This is a genomic window from Arthrobacter sp. 260 (assembly GCF_013116745.1).
Classification (GTDB): Bacteria; Actinomycetota; Actinomycetes; order Actinomycetales; family Micrococcaceae; genus Arthrobacter_D.
On sequence record NZ_JABFOE010000002.1, the window covers coordinates 1 to 18,219 of the forward strand.

An 18,219-nucleotide genomic window follows, 5' to 3' on the forward strand; every position below is an offset into this window, starting at 1 on the left:
GAAATACCTCGTCAAAGGCATCGCCACCACCGGCGGCAAATAACCCCACCGCACGTCTTCAGGACTACCCGGCACGCAATGAAAGAAGCGTTCAATGAAGAATTTATCCACCCGTATCAGGACCGCCACCGCGGTCACCATGGTCGCAGGCCTCAGCCTCTCGCTCGCAGCCTGCGGTGGTAGCGGTGGCAGCGAAGGCGACGGAAACCTCAGGTTCTCCTGGTGGGGATCGGATCCCCGCCACGCAGTGAACGAGCAGATCATTGAGGACTACACCGCTGCCAACGAGGACGTCACTATCGAGGGCGAGTTCTCCGACTTCTCCGGCTACTGGGATCGCCTGGCCACCACCACCGCCGGCCGGGACGCGCCGGACGTCATCACGATGGACGAAAAGTACCTGCAGGAGTACGCGGGCCGCGGCGCCCTCGCGGATCTCTCCGAACTTCCTAACATCGATCTCTCCAAGTTCGACGAGGCCACCCTCGACCTGGGCCGGTTTGAAGACGGACTGTACGGCCTGAGCACCGGACGCAACGCCCTCACCGTTGTCGTCAACGCTGACCTCTTCGCCGAGGCGGGAGTGGAGATACCGGACGACACCACCTGGACCTGGGACGACTACTATCGGGTCTCCAAGGAAGTCTCCGAGAACCTTGACGGCGTCAGCGGCTCCGATTACGGCAATTCCGCCGACGGAAGCCTCCGGGTCTGGCTGCGCCAGCAGGGTGAGTCGCTCTACAACGAGACTAACGACGGCGTGGGCTACACCCCCGAGTCCGCCGAGGCGTGGTTTGAGCACCTGATCAAGGTGCGCGACGAGGCTGGCGGTGCCAGCCCCGCCGAGTGGACTGAAGCCCAGGCCGGAACCTTCGAAGGCCAGAGCTTCCCCACCAACAAGACCGCCATGAGCTGGTACTGGTCCAACCAGCTGGAGGTGCTGCGGACCTCTTCCGGCAGCGACATCAGGATGCTGCGCGCTCCCTCCATGACCGGCAACGAAGCCGACAACGGCATGTACTACAAGGCATCCATGTACTGGTCCATCTCCAGCCAGTCCGAGAACCAGGACGCCGCCGCCGACTTCGTGAACTACCTCGCCAACAACGAGGAGCCGGCCAAGAAGATGCTGGTCGACCGCGGCGTGCCAGTGAACCCGGACATGGCGGCTGCCGTCCGGCCGGAGCTCGGCGAGGCCGACCAGGCAGTGGTCGACTTCCTCGAGGAAATCGAACCCAACGTTGCCACCAGCCCCGCTCCCTCACCGGTCGGCGCGGGCGGCGTCCAGGACGTGATCCTGCGGTACGACTCGGAGGTCCTGTTCGGGGATATGACCCCCGCCGAGGCTGCCGAGCAGATGACCGCCGAGATCGAGGGTCTGATCCAGGGCTAGCCACGCCATCACCAGTACCACCCCGTTCCCATCCATACCCGAACCAGACCCAGCAGACGAACCGAAACGAAGAAGAGGAAATCAATGACGAAATTCTCCCGCACCACTAAAAGCCGTAGCGCAGTAGCGATGGCCATGGCACTCGGCCTGGGCCTGACCGCCTGCGGCGGGGGCAGCGACTCCGGATCGGATGCCTCCGGCGATGCGAGCTTGCGCTTCTCCTGGTGGGGTTCGGACCCCCGCCATGAGGCGAACGAGCAGCTGATCACCATGTTCGAGGAGAACAATGAGGGCGTCGACATCTCCGGCGAGTACGGCGACTTCGGGGGCTACTGGGACCGGCTGGCCACCACCACGGCTGGCGGTGACGCTCCCGACGTCATCACCATGGATGAGAAGTACCTGCAGGAGTACGCGGGCCGCGGTGCCCTGGCCAACCTGAACGACCTTCCCAACCTCGACCTCTCGAAGTTCGACGACTCGGCGCTGAGCCTGGGCCAGTACGAGGACGAGCTGTACGGCCTGAGCACGGGGCAGAATGCCTACGTGGTCATGGTGAACGAGGACCTTTTCGAGGAAGCGGGCGTGGAACTGCCGGATGACTCCACCTGGACCTGGGATGACTACTACAACATTTCCGCCGAACTGCAGGAGAAGCTTGGCGGGGACTCCCGCGGTACCGAGTTCGGGGCCCAGGATGTTGACCTGCGCATCTGGCTGCGCCAGCAGGGCGAGTCCCTCTACAACGAGGAGGAAGGCTCGGTGGGCTACAGCCCCGAGAACGTCACCTCCTGGTTCGAGCACCTGTTGACCGTGCGCGACGACGGTGGCGGCCCCACCGCCTCCGAGTTCACCGAGAACTCCTCGGGCACCTTTGAGGCAGGGGAGTTCCCCACCAACCGGGCGGGAATGGGTTGGTACTGGTCCAACCAGCTGGCTGCCCTGCGCACGGCATCGGACAGCAACATCAGCATGCTCCGCGTCCCCTCCGAGTCGGGCAACGCCGCCGAGAACGGCATGTACTTTAAGGCGTCAATGTACTGGTCCATTTCGGAACAGTCGGAGAACAAGGAAGCCGCTGCTGACTTCGTGAACTTCCTGGCCAACGACGCGGAGGCAGCGAAGGTGATGCTGGTCGACCGCGGCGTGCCGGTAAACCCGGACATGGCTGAAGCGATCACCCCCGAACTGGGTGAGGCAGACCAGTCGGTGGTCTCCTTCCTCGACGAGATCCGCCCGGATATGGCTGAAGCGCCACTGCCATCACCGGTTGGTACCGGTGGAGTGCAGGACGTGGTGGGACGCTACGTCTCCGAGGTGCTCTTCGAGCGTCTCACCCCTGAGCAGGCCACCGAGCAGATGACCAGCGAGATCGAAAACCTGATCAGCGCCGGCTAGGCACCCGCAACTGGGAGGGGACGGCACCACGCCGTCCCCTCCCAGTTGTTCCCTACCCCTTACCCACGAGAAGGATCCACCGATGCCACTGCCCGATTCACGCGTTGCGGCCACTCGCCAGACGGGCCACCTAGCCCCCGCCTCGACGGTCGCGTTGGTCGGCGTGCACGGTTACGGAGCACGCCACCTGGTCAACCTTGCGCGGCTGGAGGATGCGGGACAAACCCGGCTGGTCGCCGTGGCCGACCCGACACCCCCGGAGCCAGGATCGGTCGGCGCGGCGGTGGAGGTGCACTCCGACCTTGCCAGCCTGGCCGGATCGGGGGCCACGCCGGACGTCGTCGTGATCGCCACCCCCATCCAGTCCCATGCTCCGCTGGCTCGCACGGCTTTCACCCTGGGCAGCGATGTCTACCTGGAAAAGCCCCCGGTTGCCTCCATGGCACAGTTCGAGGAGCTGCTGGCCGAGGCGGCTACGGCTGGCGTCGCCGTCCAAACCGGCTTCCAGAGCCTCGGCTCGCTGGCACTGGACCGCATCGACGAGCTCCTGGCCTCCGGTGAAATCGGCACCGTGCGCGGCATCAGCGCCGAAGGCCGGTGGGTGCGGACCCGAGGCTATTTCAAGCGCTCCCGCTGGGCAGGAAAGCGGACCCTCGACGGGGTCGACGTGGTTGACGGCGTCGCCACGAACCCGCTGGCCCACGCAGTCGCCACGGCACTGCGCGTCGCCGGAGCACGAACCCGCGAGGACATCCTGTCGGTGGAAACCGACCTGTTCCGTGCCCACGACATCGAGAGCGACGACACCTCCTCGCTGCGGATCCGCACCAGCGCGGGCCTGACAGTGATGTGTGCCCTCACGCTGTGCGCCGCGACCCAGGAGCGGCCGAGCGTCACGGTCGAGGGGACCACGGGACGCATCGTCTTCTACTACACCGAGGACGAGCTGGCCATCACCACCACCGACGGGGACGAACGGGTGGAACACTTCGGCCGGACTGACCTTCTGGAGAACCTGCTGCGGCACAGGGCCACCGGGGAGACACTGCTCAGCCCACTCGAGGCCAGCGGCGCCTTCATGACGGTGATGGAAGCGATCCGCACGGCGGACGCACCCCGCGCCATCCCCGATGGGTATGTGACCTGGGAGGGGGACGGCGACGACGCCCACCCGGTCGTGCGCGACGTCGAAACCCTCATCCAGCGGGCACAAAAGGCCCAGGCGCTCTTCAGCGAGATTCTCCCCGACTGGGCCGGATCGGCTCCCTCCGGAAGCCTGCTGGTGAACGGGACAAATGTCGCCGACTACCGCGACGGCGCCAGCATCGCCCCCACTCTGGCACCGCGCCCCTACCTCCACCCGGTCCGCACCCTCAACGGAACGGTCGTCACCGACCACCTGCCGCTCGACCATGTGTGGCACCTAGGGGTCGGCGTCGCGATCCAGGACGTCAACGGCGTCAACTGCTGGGGTGGGCGCACCTACCGCAGGGAAGCCGGGCGATACATCTGGCGGGAGGACCACGGACGTATCCACGCCTCCAGCCAGGAGTTCACCGGCGCCTCCCTCCAGGAGAACCTGGTTTGGTCCGGGCCCGACGGCACCGCGCTACTGGACGAAACCCGCCGGTGGGAAGGGGCCCCCGTCAACGACACCACCTGGCTGCTCTCGCTCTCCTTCACCCTGGCCGCACGGGACGCCCGCGTCGACCTGGGTAGCCCCGGGTCCAACGGCCGTGCAGGCGGCGGGTACGGAGGATTCTTCTGGCGGCTCCCCGCTGCAGCAGAGCCGGAGATCCGGACCGAGGACGCAGCCGGAGAGGCAGGGGTGCACGGCTCCACCTCACCCTGGCTGTCCTTCAGCGCACAGTTCAGCGGAAGCGAGGCCACCCTGGTGTTCCTCGCCGCCCCCGAGGCCCCCGACCCCTGGTTCGTCAGGTCCGAGGGGTACCCAGGGGTGGGGCTGTCGCTTGCCTGGGAGACCCCGTTGACCGTTGCCCCGGGTACCCCCGTGACCCGCACCGTCAGGGTGCTGGTAGCCGACGGCAGGCTTGACGTCGCTCAGATCACCTCCCTCACTGGCGCGATCGTGGACCTCCCATGACCGGGGAGATGCTGGTCGGCGATCTCACCCGGCCCGTGCCGGCGGACGCCGCCTTCGCCGCCCCGACGCCTGAGGACTGCGCGACGGAACGGGCCCTGAAGCGCGAGCGGGTGCTGGCCGTCCTGGACCGCTCCGGGCGCGACGCGGTGCTGCTGACCTCCACTACGGCGCTGACCTGGTACCTGGGCGGGAGCCGGGTCCACATCAGCCTGGCCGGAGATCCGGTGGCCGCGGTCCTGGTGACCGGAGACGGCGATCACCTGGTGACCTTCACCAACGAGTTTGAACGGTTGCGTTCCGAGGAACTCCCACCAGGCCTGACCCTCCACCAGGTGCCCTGGCATCAGCAGCTGCACGAGGTCGGCCGCTGGTTCGGGCCCGGGGTGGCGCCTGCGGCCGAGGCGGAGTTGGCGCGCGACCTGCGGGACGCCCGCCGGAGCCTGCTCCCGGTGGAACTGTCCCGGTACCGGGCGCTAAACCGCGAAGTGGCAGCTATCCTGACCGATGTCCTGATGACGGTTTCGCCGGAGAGCACCGAACGGCAGGTTACAGCGACCCTGGCGGAACGGGTGACCAATATCGGGGCCGAACCCCTGGTCCTGCTCTGCAACGGCAGCAGCCGGTCAACGTTCAGGCATCCACTGCCAACCGCGGCGCCACTCGGTGCCGGGGCGATGGTGGTGGTCTGCGCCCGCCGGCACGGGATGGTTGCGAATGCCACCCGCTGGGTCCGGTTCGGTGCGGCCACCGCATCAGCGCTCGACGCCGAACGGCGCATCGCGCTGGTGGAAGAGGACATCTTCACCGCGACAGTCCCCGGCGCACGCCTGAACGGAATTATCGACCAACTGCGCGAATCCTATGAACGGCACGGCTTCGGTCCCGACCAGTGGCTGATGCACCACCAGGGCGGACCGGCTGGCTACGCGGGGCGCGATCCCCGGGCTACCCCAGTCACCGACGATGAGGTGGTGGCCAACCAGTCGTTCACCTGGAACCCGTCGGCGCCCGGCGTGAAAATCGAGGATACCGTGCTGCTCGGTGACGCCGGGATCGAAGTCCTGAGCGTTGATCAGCGCTGGCCGGTCGAAAGGGTGGGAAACCTCGACCGCCCCACAACTCTTCAGTTGTAGGGCGGCTGGGGATAGGAAGAAGCTGAGCACCTCTCGGCGCGGGCTGTACCTCTATATCTGTCTAGATAGAGGTACAGTGCCTAACTCGTCGTGAGCGTTCCGTCGACGCGGCGGGGGATGCCCAGGGGATTCGCCTCACGCAGCGCCGGGTGGAGGACCGCCTCGGGCGCATCCTGATAGGCGACCGGCCGCAGAAACCGCCGCACCGCCGTCGCCCCCACCGAGGTGAACAGGGAGGTGGTGGCAGGCCACGGTCCACCGTGTTGCTGCGCCCAGTTCACCGCAACACCGGTGGGCCACCCGTTGAATAGCACCCGCCCGGCCAGTCCTGACAGCTGGGTCACCAGCTCCGTGACCTCTTCATCGGCCTCTGCATGAATGGTCCCGGTCAGGCTACCGGGCACTTTCGCCAGTACTGCTGCGAGTTCGTCCTGATCGGTGTACTCGATCAGCACGGTGGTGGGACCGAAGCATTCCTCAAGGATGCTGTCGGGATTCGCCAGGACAGCCGAGGCACTGGTGGAGAAGACCACCGGGGCGGCGCCGTCGCTGGCGGCCTCCTGGGCGATTTCGCCGCTCAGGACGTCGACACCTGGTTGTTCGGCCAGCTGGCGGAGCCCGTCCGGGTACGCCTCAGCGATCCGCGTGGTGAGCATGGGTGCTCCGCCCTTGCCGGCAGCGGCAGTGACAACCTGGTCAGGGAAACCGGTGCCGGCGGGGATGAACACCAGACCGGGTTTCGTGCAGAACTGGCCAGCGCCCATCGTGAAGGAAGCCACCAGACCCTCGGCGAGTTCGGTGCTGCGGGCAGCGGCGGCGGCCGCAGTGACGACCACCGGGTTCAGGCTGCCCAGCTCGCCGTAGAACGGGATGGGGTCGGGGCGTGACACCGCCAGATCAAACAGGGCCCGCCCTCCCGGGATCGAACCCGTGAACCCGACAGCCTTGATGGCCGGATGCTGCACCAGCTCGGTGCCGGCGCTTCGCCCGCTGATCAGCGCGAAGATGCCGCGGGGGGCTCCGGCCTTATCGAGGGCTTCGGTGACGATCTCGGCGGTGCGCTCGGACAACTTCAGGTGCCCCGAGTGCGCCTTGACGATGACCGAGCAACCGACAGCGAGTGCTGACGCCGTGTCACCGCCGGCTACGGAGAACGCAAAGGGGAAGTTGGAGGCAGAAAATACCCCGACCGGTCCCAGCGGGCGCAGGATCCGCCGCAGGTCCGGCTTGGGTGGGGTAGCGGAGGGAACCGCATGGTCGATGATCGCCTCCAGGTAGGAGCCCTCGGTGATCACGTCGGCGAAGAGGCGCAACTGCCCGGTGGTACGACCCACTTCCCCCTTCAGCCGGACGGGGCCAAGGTGGGTTTCGGTGTCCGCGAGGGCTACCAGTTCGTCGGTGTTCGCGTCGAGCGCGTCGGCGACCGCGACAAGCCAGGCGGCGCGTTCACCGTCAGTGGCTGCTGCGGCCTGGGTGGCCGCTGCGGTGGCCGCCTTGGTGAGTTCATTGAGTTCGGAGGTGGTAGTCACGCTGTGTTCCTCTTCCAGTAGGTGGGAAAACGGTCGTCGGTGGTGCTGACCGGTGGTTTAGGGAGCGAAGTCGAGGCCGAGGCCGGGCTGCGCCGTGGTGGTGAGCAGTCCGCGCTGGATGGAGATCGGGCTGGGTCCGGTAAGGACCCCGAGGCTCTCGAACGAGGCGTCCTCGACGTCTTCCACCCAGGTCGGTTCGGCTAGGGTGAGGGCCAACTGTCCTGACAGTTCAGGCAGTAGGTGCGGAGTGACCTTGATGCTGTGCGCCCGGGCCAGTTCAACGATCCGGCGGAACGGGGTGATCCCGCCCACCCGCACCACATTGGGTTGGATGATGTCGACGGCGTCCGCGGCGATGAAGTCGCTGAAGCGGTAGATGGTGTGGACGTTCTCGCCCAGGGCGATCGGAACCCGTGACTGCTTCCGCAGCCGGGTGTACGCGCCCAGGTCGTCGGCGCGAAGGGGCTCCTCAAGCCACTCCAGGTCGAACTGCTCGAGAGCATCGATGGCGCGCAGCGTGGTGGGCAGGTCCCAGCGCTGGTTGGCGTCGATCATGAGTTTGCGGTCCCGACCGAGTACCTCACGGACTGCTGCAACCCGTTCCATGTCTTCGCGGATATCTGGTTTGCCGACCTTGATCTTCACCGCCGTCTTGCCGCTGGCAACCCAGCGCTTCACCTGCGCCACCAGGTCCTCCTGGGAGTAATGCAGGTTCACCCCTGACCCGTAGACCTGAACGGAGTCCTGGCGTTGCCCCAGCAGATCGGTCAGCGAGGAGTGCTGTTCCTTGGCCGTCAGGTCCCACAGGGCGAGGTCGAGGCCGGCCATGGCGATGGTGGTCAGGCCACCGCCGCCAGCTTCGTGAAGCCACTTCCAGAGCTGATCCCAGACCAGCTCGGGTTTGGCCTCCAGCCCGATCGCGAAGGGAGCAATGTCATGATCCAGCAGTGACTGGACCGCGTGGGCGCCGATGGTCGGGGTCCACGCGAACCCGGAGCCGGTCCGTCCCTCGTCGGTGCTTACCTCGGTGGCCACCACGTTGACCACCGGAACGTCCGGACCCCAGGGACGGGTCAGGTCGATGGTGTGCAGGCGGGTGGTCAGCGCAGTGATGCGGGCGCTCATGCGTGGGCGGACGCCAAAGTATGGCCAATCTCGAGGATGCGCTTGAGCTCCATGAGCTGGTTTTCGGTAGGGTCAACCAGGGGCGGCCGGACCGACCCGTAGGCGTGCCCTTCCAATCCGAGGCCCGCCTTGATCAGTGACACGCCGAATCCGGGAGTCTGGTCGCGGAGACGCACCAGCGGCTCATAGAAGTCGGTGAGCAGCTGGTGGCGGCGATCCTCGTTGTTGTCGATGTAGGCCCGGTAGTACGCGTTGGCGATGTCCGGCGCCATGGCGAACGCTGCCGAGGAGTACAGGGGTATGCCAAGACCCCGGTAGGCACCCTGGGTCAGCTCGGCGGTCAGCAGCCCGTTGAAAAACAGGAAGTCGCTGCGCCCGGAGGCCCTGATGGCCGAGACGATCTCCTGGGCCACGCCGACGTCGCCCACCCCGTCCTTGAATCCGATCACCTTGGGGTTGGCCGCGAGGTGGGTCATGGCGGCGGCAGTGAACCTGGCGTTCGCCCGGTGGTACACGATCACCGGCAGGCTGGTGGCAGCCGCAATGGTCTCAATGTAGGCGATCAGCCCAGCGATGGGCCCATTGACCAGGTAGGGCGGCAGCACCAGGAGGGCATCCGCGCCCGCCTCCTCGGCGGCCCGGGCCGTGGCCAGTGCGTGGCCGAGGGGCCCACCCGTGCCTGCGACGACCGGGACGGCACCCGCCACCACCTCAACGGTGGCGCGGACGACGTCGCGCACTTCTTCCAGGCTGAGGGAGTGGAACTCGCCGGTGCCGCAGGCGGGGAAAACACCGCCCGGGTTGTGTTGCATCCGCGACCCGACGTGCTCCTTCAGCGAGTCGAGGTCAACCGTGTTGTCCGGGGAGAACGGGGTGACTGGGAAAAAGAGGACGCCGTCGAATTTCATGGGTTTACCTGGTTTCCGCGCGAGGCTGTCGCCAGCTCGGCTGGCGTGTCGGTGGTGGGGTTCTCTGGTGGGTGCTGGCCGTCCGCCGTCGCCGTGCTCAGTTCCGAGCGCCAGCTGCGGCGCGGTTCCCAGCCGAGGAGGCGTTGCGCCTTCTCGATCGAGAACGCGGGAGAGGTCCCAGTGAGCGATTCGGTGAGTGACCCGCTGCCGGCCACGAATCGTGGCAGGAGGTCGGCCAGCGGTTCGGTGGCGAGGGCATCGGCCGCGCCCACGAAGAAGGTCTGCCCGTTGGGAATGGTGTCCATCTTCTGGAGCAGGATATCCAGGAAGTCCGAGACATCGCGGGCATCGACATAGTTGAATAGGGCCGGGGCGGCGAGGGCCGCGTCGGCGAGCCGTTCGGTCACCGTGTGGCCCTGCTGCGTGGGTGCGCCGTCCCATTCTTCGGGGGAGATGACGAAGCAGGGGCGGAACGCCGCGTACCTGCTACGGTCGCCGTGGGAAAGGGTGAACATCTCCATGACCTGCTCCGCGAGGTACTTGGACAGGGCGTACGCGTTCCACGGCCGGGGCGGGGTCGCCTCGCTGAGCGGAAACTCCTCGGGAAGCCACCCGGAAGGGGCGCCGTAGCCGAGCACCGTCGGGGAACTGGCGGTAATGATCTTCCGGACGCCCAGTTCGGTGGCAGCCTGGAGCACCGTAAAGGCCAACCGGCTGTTGGTGTGGAAGATGACCTCTTCGGGAGCGCTGAAGGGGACGGCGATGGCCGCCAGGTGGATGACCGCGTCCGGACGGTGGGCCTCGATGACCCGGCGGGGTTCGCCGTCGGCCAGCAAGTCCGCGCGTTCCTGGATCACGCCAGCGGGGAAGGCATCCTCGGGCGCGAGATCGCGGTCCACGGAGACGACCGCGTACCCGGCGTTCGCCAGGCCGGCCACCACGCTGCGGCCCAGCCGCCCGGCCCCTCCGGTGACGAGAACCGTCGATGCTGCGCCGCTCACGGCGTCCGCCGCAGGTCCATGCCGAGCCCCAGCTCGGGAATCCGGACGGGCAGCGACGTGGCGAGGGATTCATTGCCCGCGATGCCGACGGCGACGGCGCTGAGGCCATCGATGTACCCGGACGGGCGGCCCAGCGGATCCTCCCCGGGGCCGTTGAACAGGTCGGAGAGCAGCAGCCGGTCCCCGCCCCCGTGGGCACCTTCCCCGTTGTGGATGGTGACCTCGGTGGCCGGTTCCCAGTGCCGCTGGACGATCAGGCGTTCACCGTTGCGGCGCACCTGGTCGTCCTCGCTGACCGGGGTGGCGCTGGGGTCGACGACGTTCTTCTTGTCGGAGCTACCCGACACGGCTGCCCGTTCGACCACTTCCAGTTCGGCGCGACCCTCGGTGCCATTCACCGACACCCGGTAACCCTCCCAGGGGCTGTGCGCGTTGAGCGAGTAGGACAGAGTGGGCCCCCGCTGGTAGTCGACGACGAGGGCAAGGTTGTCCTCGATGGTGATGCCGCTGGTGAAGACATCCTGGTCGCGCCGGTACCCGTCATGGTGTTCGTTCTTCAGGTAGAGGGCTTCGAGCCGGGGGTCGTCGCGGAGATCCAGGGCGAACGGGTCGGTGGCTGCGCCGTCGTGAGTGCCCCTGTCCTTGCGTTCGCCAAGGCCTCGCTCGGTGGCGTTCTGGTCACCGTAGAACCGGAGGGCACCGGAGGCATACACGCGCTCCGGCACGTCGTCGATCCACCAGTTGACGAGGTCGAAGTGGTGCGATGCCTTGTGGATCAGCAGGCCACCGGACTTTTCCTTCTCCCGGTGCCAGCGGCGGAAATAGTCGGCGCCGTGGACGGTGTCGAGCATCCAGCTGAAGTCCACTGAGGTGATGGTGCCCAGGGCGCCACTCTGGATGACTTCCTTAAGGGCGCTGTTGCGGGGGGAATAGCGGTAGTTAAAGGTGACGACCACGCTGCGCCCGGTCTGTTCAACGGCCCGGGTGATCCGCTGGCACCCTTCCGCGTTGATGGTCAGGGGCTTCTCGACGACGACATCGGCCCCGGCCTCCAGCACCTCAACGATGTAGTCGGCGTGGGTGTAGTCGGGGGTGGTGACAATGACCCGCTGGACTGAGTTGTCCCTGACGAACGCGGTGAGGTTCTCCGGCTGGAAGGTGGGGATCGAGGAGTCAGGGGATTGCGTCAGTTCGCGGATCACGCCCTGGTAGTGCTCCACCCGTCCGGGGTTCGTGTCGCTGAGGCCCACAAGAGTGGCCACGTCCGCGTGGGTCTCAAGGATGGCCTGGATGTACATTTCCGAGCGGGCCCCCGTGCCGATCAGCGCGAAGCGGGTCCGGCGGTCGGCGGGCATCTGGGCGCCCAGCGGGGATGAATCGGGCGAAGTTTCAACTGTGTCGACGTTGGTCACAGGATATCCCTTTCCAGGAACGGGTCTGGGATCCGCGTGATCCCACGAGCGGCTTTGCGAGAAAACGTTTTCTGAAAGCGTTATATGATTTGTATCAACTCAGGGTGATTCCGTCAACAGGGCGTACGCCACAGCACTATCCGATGGGGTGTCAACAGGTTTGATGGCTAAGCGATCCACTACACGGCGCACCGGCATTGCTGACGTGGCCAAACACGCGGGTGTCTCGCATGCCACCGTGTCCCGGGTGATGAACGGCAACTTCACAGTGGATCCCGTGATCGCCCAGCGCGTGAGGGATTCGGCCGCCGAGCTGAAGTACTACCCCAATTCGGTGGGACGATCGCTGGCGCTGGGGAAGACCGACACCATTGGTGTGGTGGTACCCGATCTGGGGAACCCCACCTTCCAGGCCATGCTCCGGGGCGTCAGCCGGGCAGCGGCCAAGGATGGGTACCGCGTGCTCATCGCCGACTCCTCCGAGGTGCTCAGCGAAGAGGCCATCCTGGCAGCCGAGGCGCGACGGCGGTGCGACGGCGTCGTCCTCTGCGCGCCGCGAATGAGCGACGCCGAACTGCAGGACCTCGCCTCCTCGCTGCACCCGCTGGTGCTGATCAACCGCACCATCGAAATCGAGAACACACCGTCCCTATCGGCGGACTACGGCCAGGGCATCCAGGAGCTAGCGTCCTACCTGGTGGGACTCGGGCATCGGCGGCTCGCCTTCCTGTCCGGACCCGAGCAGAGTGCATCCAACCGGTTGCGGGTCGACGGGTTGGCCAAATTCATGGCGGAGCATCCCGAGGTGGAGCTTCAGACGCTCGCCGGCGGCGTGAGTTTCGCCGAGGGCCATGAATCGGTGGATCGCATCCTCGCCTCCGGGGCGACGGCGGTCCTTGCGTTCAACGACCTGGTGGCGATGGGACTGCTCAGTGGACTGCACGAGCATGGAGTGGCCGTGCCGGGTGAAATCTCGGTGACGGGCTTCGATGATATTCCCTTCGCCCGGTACACCACGCCGCCCCTGACGACCGCTGCGGTTCCAATTACCGAACTCGGTGAGGCCGCCTGGGAGCGGATGCGGTCGGTGCTGCAGGAGGATGAACAGGTAAGCCTGGGTACCATCTTCTCCCCGCAGGTCGTGGTCCGGGGCAGTACCGGTCCAGTCCCCCGGTCGTAGCTGTCCGGTCAGCGGCCCGTGACGCCCCTGACTGTCAGGCGGCTGGTCTGCTGCCGATGGTGGCGACCAGTTCGGCGTGGGTGCGGTCCGTGAGCCGGTACCAGAACATCACTGCGACGGCCACCAGGATGGTGATCGCCGGTGCCAGACCCGCCGCGACCCGGATGCCGAACATCGCCGCCTCGGGCTGCTGAACCGCGCCTGACTGGTAGCCGCCCCAGGCCAGGGCGAAGGCGGCCAGGGCGCCGCCAAAGGCCATCCCCATCTTCCGGGTCGACGACAGCAGGGAGTAGTTGATGCCGTCGGAGCGTACGCCGGTTTTCCACTCCCCGTATTCCACCGTGTCAGCGATCAGCGCCCACACCATGATGCTGACGCTGGCCGCTCCGGCGAGGGCCAGGAAGATGCCCAGCAGTGCAACCCAGACCAGCTCCGTCGGTGCCGCAAAGACCAGGACGCCCCCGACGGCGCTGGTGAGTCCACCGGCGATGTAGATGCTGCGCTTACCGAAGCGGTGCACCAGGCGGGGAGCCGTCGCCGCAAGCGCCAGGGTGATCAGCACCTGTGCGAGCGCCACTATCGGAAAGAGGTCCAACCGTTGCAGCACGTCCCGCAGGTAGAAGAGCTTGGCGGTGTTGGTGACGACATTGGACGTCATGAAGAGCAGCGAACTGATGCAAAGCACCAGCAAGGGAGTGTTGCCTTTCAGCGCCGCCCCCGCCTGTCGGAGCGAGAGCCTGGGGGATGCCTGATGGACCTGTTCCCGGGTGGATAGCGCGCAAAAGAGGTACAGTCCCGTACCCGCAACGGCGAAGCCGACGGTCAGCGTGGTGAAGATGGCCTGCAGGTCGGCGTCGGCGCTCAGGAGCGGTGCCACGAACACCCCCAGGATGGATGAGGTGGCGAGTCCACCGATAGTGCGGGCGCTGGCCAGCCGGGCACGGCTGCGGGGGTTGCGGGTCATGGCGCCCACAAGGGCGCCGTAGGGCACATTGACAAGGCTGTAGGCCAGGCAGAAGGCGAAGTAGGTGACGTAGGCGTAGATGATCTTCCCGGCGGGGTCCAGCCCCGGGACGTGGAACATTGCCACGCACAGCGTGAGCGGGACCGCCCCGAACAGCAGGAACGGCCTGAACTTGCCGAGCCTGCGATGGTAGTTCCGGTCCGCTGCCCGTCCAGCGAAGATGTCCGTGACGGCGTTGAACAGACCCGCAAGGAGCAGGACGGTGCCGGCGGCTGCGGCGGGGATCCCGGCGACGTCGGTGTAGTAGACCAGCAGGAACATGCCGATGGTGGTGAACGCCATGCTGTTGGCCATGTCCCCCGCTCCATACCCCGCGATGGCGATGGGCCGGGGCTCGGGTCCAGCGGTGGGTTGGTTCATAGCGCTCCGGGGCCTTTCTGGGAATGAGCAGCCGGACGCGAGCGCTATGATGGGACGCAGGTTCCGAGAAAGCGTTTTCTTGGAAGGTATCAGTCGGTTAGCGCACGGGTCAATGCGGGCGCACTAATGGGCCGGCGTCGCGTGCGTCGGTGCTGATGGAAATGATCCGCGTCACATCCAACCGTTGACGCCCCGGAATTCCCTCGCTAAAGTGGAAAGCGCTTTCCAATACTTTCCTGTACCACCGTCAGTCCTCGCACCACACCGGGAGATCATCCATGACCACCACACGCACCCTCCGTATCGCCATGAACGGCATCACCGGCCGGATGGGGTACCGCCAGCACCTGCTCCGCTCAATCCTGCCCATCCGCGAAGCCGGAGGAGTGCTGCTGGCAGATGGGAGCCGGGTGCAGGTGGAACCCATCCTGGTGGGCCGCAGCGAATCGAAGATTCGGGACCTGGCCCAGCAGCACAAGGTGGAGCACTGGACCACCGATCTGGACGGCATCATCAATGACCCGACCGTCGATATTGTCTTCGACGCCTCGATGACCTCGCTGCGGGCAGCAACCCTGAAGAAGGCCATGGCGGCGGGCAAGCACATCTACACCGAGAAGCCCACCGCCGAAACCCTTGAGGAAGCCGTCGAACTGGCCCGGATTGCCCGCGACTCGGGCGTCACCGCCGGAGTGGTGCATGACAAGCTCTACCTGCCGGGCCTGGTGAAACTGCGCCGGTTGGTGGACGAAGGATTCTTCGGCCGCATCCTTTCCCTGCGGGGCGAGTTTGGCTACTGGGTCTTCGAGGGTGAGATCCAGCCGGCGCAGCGCCCCTCCTGGAACTACCGCAAGGAGGACGGCGGCGGCATGACCACCGACATGTTCTGCCACTGGAACTACGTGCTGGAGGGCATCATCGGTGAGGTCCGCAGCGTCAATGCCAAGACTGCCACCCACATCCCTACCCGCTGGGACGAGCAGGGCAAGGAATATCAGGCCACCGCCGATGACTCCGCCTACGGCATCTTCGAATTGGAAACACCTGCCGGCGACAGCGTCATCGCCCAGATCAACTCCTCCTGGGCCGTCCGCGTCTACCGTGACGAACTGGTCGAGTTTCAGATCGACGGCACCCACGGTTCGGCAGTCGCCGGCCTCAACAAGTGTGTCGCCCAGCAGCGCGCCCATACCCCGAAGCCGGTCTGGAACCCCGACCTGCCGGTCACCGACTCGTTCCGCGACCAGTGGCAGGAAGTCCCAGCGAACGCCGAACTGGACAACGGGTTCAAGCTGCAGTGGGAAGAGTTCCTGCGGGACGTAGCCGCTGGGCGCGAACACCGTTTCGGGCTGCTCTCGGCCGCCCGCGGGGTGCAGCTGGCCGAGTTGGGTCTGCAGTCGTCGGCAGAGCGTCGCACCCTGGACATCCCGGAGATCGTACTGTGACCGCCCTACACCTCCCCTCCCGGGACGGAACCTTCAACCGGCACGAGCTCCGGGAAGCGACGTCGTGGCCCCGGCCGACGGCGTCACTGACCTCCCGCCACGTCTACGCGGCAGCCCACGTGATTCCGGTAGTGACCGCCGACAACACCCCCGGCGCACCAGCGGTGCTCGACTGGGACCACACCCTGGCTTACCGCAGGGAACTGTGGTCCTACGGCCTCGGTGTGGCTGACGCGATGGACACGGCGCAGCGCGGCATGGGCCTGGACTGGCCAGCCACCCAGGAACTGATCCGACGCTCGGGGGCGGAGGCCGCCGTCGTCGTCAATTCCAGCGATCCAGCTACCCGCGGGAAGTCGGTGCGCGATCTGCTCGCCTGCGGTGCGGGCACCGACCAGCTGGACCTGGCGGGGCTGCCCGCTGGCCGTGCGGGCCTGGATGCGGTCATTGAGGCGTACCGGGAGCAGGTGAAGGTGGTCTCGGATGCGGGCGCGAAGGTGATCCTGATGGCCTCGCGCGCGCTGGCCGCGGTGGCCGACGGCCCTGACGACTACCAGTACGTGTACGGCACGCTGCTCGCCGAGGCTGATCAGCCGGTCATCCTGCACTGGCTGGGGACCATGTTTGACCCCGCTCTCGCCGGGTACTGGGGGAGCGACGACGTCGCGGCGGCTACGCAGACCTTCCGCGACATCATCGCGGCGAACACGTCGGCGGTGGACGGCGTGAAGGTGTCCCTGCTCGACGCGGCACACGAGGTGGCCCTGCGGGCCGTGCTTCCGGCGAGTGTCCGGCTCTACACCGGTGATGACTTCAACTATCCGGAGCTGATCCACGGCGACGACACGCATCACTCGGACGCCCTGCTGGGCATCTTCGCGGCGATCTACCCGGCGGGCTCGGCCGCGCTGCAGGCCTACGACGCCGGCGACCCGGACCGGGGACGGGAGATCCTCGACTCCACCCGGGAGCTCGGCAAGCACATCTTCAGCGCGCCGACGCTCTACTACAAGACTGGGGTGGCGTTCCTGTCCTGGCTCAACGGCAAACAGCCGGGGTTCCAGATGGTGGGTGGCCTGCATTCCGGGCGGTCGGTGCTGCATCTGAGCGAGACCTTTGAACTGGCCGACGCCGCCGGTCTGCTGACCGATCCGGAGCTCGCAGCCCACCGCTTCAGCCAGCTGCTCGGCGCCTACGGAGTGAACGCGTGAGCGCCGCCGACTTCAGCCGCCTGTCGATCAACACGGCCACCACTAAAAGCCTGACCCTCGAGGAAGCGGTCCGGGTCTACGCCGACGCCGGCCTGCAGCACCTCGGCGTGTGGCGGGACCGGGTCGCCGAAGCCGGACTGGACAACGCGGTGCGGCTGGTGCGGGACGCCGGCCTGCAGGTGTCCAGCCTATGCCGGGGCGGTTTCCTCACCGCGTCCGACGCCGAAGGCCAGCAGCGCGCGCTCGCCGACAACACCGAGGCGATCCGTGAGGCTGCCGCGCTCGGCACGCGCGAACTGATCATGGTGGTGGGTGGCCTTCCCGCGGCCAGCGCACTGATCGGGGGACCCGCCGTCGACCCGTCAGCGCCCGGAGCGAAGGACGTTGCCGCCGCCCGACGACGGGTGGCCGACCGGCTCGCCGAACTGGTGCCAGTCGCGCAGCAGCACGGAGTGCGTCTGGTGCTCGAACCGCTGCACCCGATGTACGCGGCGGACCGCGCGGTGCTCTCCACTCTGGGGCAGGCCCTTGACCTGGCCGCACCGTTCCCCGCCGACACCGTCGGTGTGGTGGTGGATACGTTCCACGTCTGGTGGGATCCATCGCTGGAAGCATCGATCAGCCGGGCTGGCGCGGAGGGTCGGCTCGCCTCCTACCAGGTGTGCGACTTCAACCTGCCCATTGCCGCCGATGCGCTGCTGTCCCGCGGCTACATGGGAGACGGCTTCGTCGACTTCGCCACGATCGGGCGCTGGGTGGCCGACGCCGGGTACACCGGCCCGGTGGAGGTGGAGATCTTCAACCAGGGCATCTGGGACACCCCGGGCGCCGACGCCGTCGAGACGGTGAAGGCCCGCTGGGCTGAACACGTGCTGCCGCACCTTGCCTCGGCGCCTCTGCCCGCGGACGCGCGCGCCTGACAGCGTTCAGCTACTGACGCGGGAACTCGCCGCGTGGCCGCTGCATGGGGGACAGCGGCCACGCGGCACCACTCCA

Annotated in this window: 14 protein-coding genes; 8 read left to right on the plus strand and 6 right to left on the minus strand. The window is 66.8% G+C overall.

Annotated elements, in window-relative coordinates; all coding sequences use genetic code 11:
- Window positions 1–94: 94 nt before the first annotated feature.
- The 4 genes from HMI57_RS02480 to HMI57_RS02495 all read left to right on the plus strand — a co-directional run bounded on the left by HMI57_RS02480 (window position 95) and on the right by HMI57_RS02495 (window position 6,028).
- Entirely contained in the window at window positions 95–1,393 is a 1,299-nt protein-coding gene (locus tag HMI57_RS02480; RefSeq protein ID WP_171584335.1) for an extracellular solute-binding protein, read from the plus strand.
- 84 nt (window positions 1,394–1,477) lie between these two features.
- Window positions 1,478–2,791, plus strand: a complete 1,314-nt coding sequence (locus HMI57_RS02485; RefSeq protein WP_171584336.1) for an extracellular solute-binding protein — start codon at window positions 1,478–1,480, stop codon at window positions 2,789–2,791.
- A gap of 82 nt (window positions 2,792–2,873) precedes the next feature.
- The gene (locus HMI57_RS02490; protein ID WP_171584337.1) at window positions 2,874–4,895 is read left to right on the plus strand and encodes a DUF6807 family protein; all 2,022 of its coding nucleotides are present in this window, start codon (window positions 2,874–2,876) and stop codon (window positions 4,893–4,895) included.
- On the plus strand, window positions 4,892–6,028 hold the full coding sequence (locus tag HMI57_RS02495; RefSeq protein WP_228720895.1) for an aminopeptidase P family protein: 1,137 nt from the start codon (window positions 4,892–4,894) through the stop codon (window positions 6,026–6,028). The genes HMI57_RS02490 and HMI57_RS02495 overlap by 4 nt, the downstream gene beginning before the upstream one ends.
- An 80-nt stretch (window positions 6,029–6,108) precedes the next feature.
- Here HMI57_RS02495 and HMI57_RS02500 read toward each other — a convergent pair whose 3' ends face one another.
- The 5 genes from HMI57_RS02500 to HMI57_RS02520 are packed head-to-tail and all read right to left on the minus strand — an operon-like array spanning window position 6,109 to window position 11,946.
- On the minus strand, window positions 6,109–7,557 hold the full coding sequence (locus HMI57_RS02500; RefSeq protein ID WP_171584338.1) for an aldehyde dehydrogenase family protein: 1,449 nt from the start codon (window positions 7,555–7,557) through the stop codon (window positions 6,109–6,111).
- Window positions 7,558–7,614: 57 nt separating this feature from the next.
- A complete protein-coding gene (locus tag HMI57_RS02505; RefSeq protein ID WP_171584339.1) occupies window positions 7,615–8,682 on the minus strand; it encodes a mandelate racemase/muconate lactonizing enzyme family protein in 1,068 nt (355 codons plus the stop codon).
- Window positions 8,679–9,590 (minus strand): 5-dehydro-4-deoxyglucarate dehydratase, encoded by a 912-nt coding sequence (locus tag HMI57_RS02510; protein ID WP_171584340.1) that lies wholly within the window; start codon window positions 9,588–9,590, stop codon window positions 8,679–8,681. Before HMI57_RS02510 ends, HMI57_RS02505 begins: the two co-directional genes overlap by 4 nt.
- Window positions 9,587–10,591, minus strand: a complete 1,005-nt coding sequence (locus HMI57_RS02515) for an NAD(P)-dependent oxidoreductase (RefSeq protein WP_171584341.1) — start codon at window positions 10,589–10,591, stop codon at window positions 9,587–9,589. The genes HMI57_RS02510 and HMI57_RS02515 overlap by 4 nt, the downstream gene beginning before the upstream one ends.
- Complete coding sequence (locus HMI57_RS02520; protein ID WP_171584666.1) at window positions 10,588–11,946, minus strand: Gfo/Idh/MocA family oxidoreductase; 1,359 nt, start codon at window positions 11,944–11,946, stop codon at window positions 10,588–10,590. Before HMI57_RS02520 ends, HMI57_RS02515 begins: the two co-directional genes overlap by 4 nt.
- Window positions 11,947–12,166: 220 nt before the next feature.
- Between HMI57_RS02520 and HMI57_RS02525 the strand changes: the two genes are divergently transcribed.
- A complete protein-coding gene (locus HMI57_RS02525; protein ID WP_171584342.1) occupies window positions 12,167–13,183 on the plus strand; it encodes a LacI family DNA-binding transcriptional regulator in 1,017 nt (338 codons plus the stop codon).
- 34 nt (window positions 13,184–13,217) lie between these two features.
- On the opposite strand, the gene HMI57_RS02530 is transcribed toward HMI57_RS02525, so the two are convergent.
- Window positions 13,218–14,567, minus strand: a complete 1,350-nt coding sequence (locus HMI57_RS02530; RefSeq protein WP_171584343.1) for a glycoside-pentoside-hexuronide (GPH):cation symporter — start codon at window positions 14,565–14,567, stop codon at window positions 13,218–13,220.
- Window positions 14,568–14,845: 278 nt separating this feature from the next.
- Here HMI57_RS02530 and HMI57_RS02535 point away from each other — a divergent pair, with 278 nt between their 5' ends.
- From HMI57_RS02535 to HMI57_RS02545, 3 genes are read left to right on the plus strand one after another with little or no spacing between them, the layout of a single operon-like run.
- The gene (locus tag HMI57_RS02535; protein ID WP_171584344.1) at window positions 14,846–16,012 is read left to right on the plus strand and encodes a Gfo/Idh/MocA family oxidoreductase; all 1,167 of its coding nucleotides are present in this window, start codon (window positions 14,846–14,848) and stop codon (window positions 16,010–16,012) included.
- Window positions 16,009–17,223 carry a DUF993 family protein gene (locus tag HMI57_RS02540; protein ID WP_171584345.1) on the plus strand — a complete coding sequence of 405 codons (1,215 nt, stop codon included), beginning with the start codon at window positions 16,009–16,011 and terminating at the stop codon, window positions 17,221–17,223. The genes HMI57_RS02535 and HMI57_RS02540 overlap by 4 nt, the downstream gene beginning before the upstream one ends.
- Entirely contained in the window at window positions 17,220–18,143 is a 924-nt protein-coding gene (locus HMI57_RS02545; protein ID WP_171584346.1) for a TIM barrel protein, read from the plus strand. Before HMI57_RS02540 ends, HMI57_RS02545 begins: the two co-directional genes overlap by 4 nt.
- Window positions 18,144–18,219 lie beyond the last annotated feature (76 nt).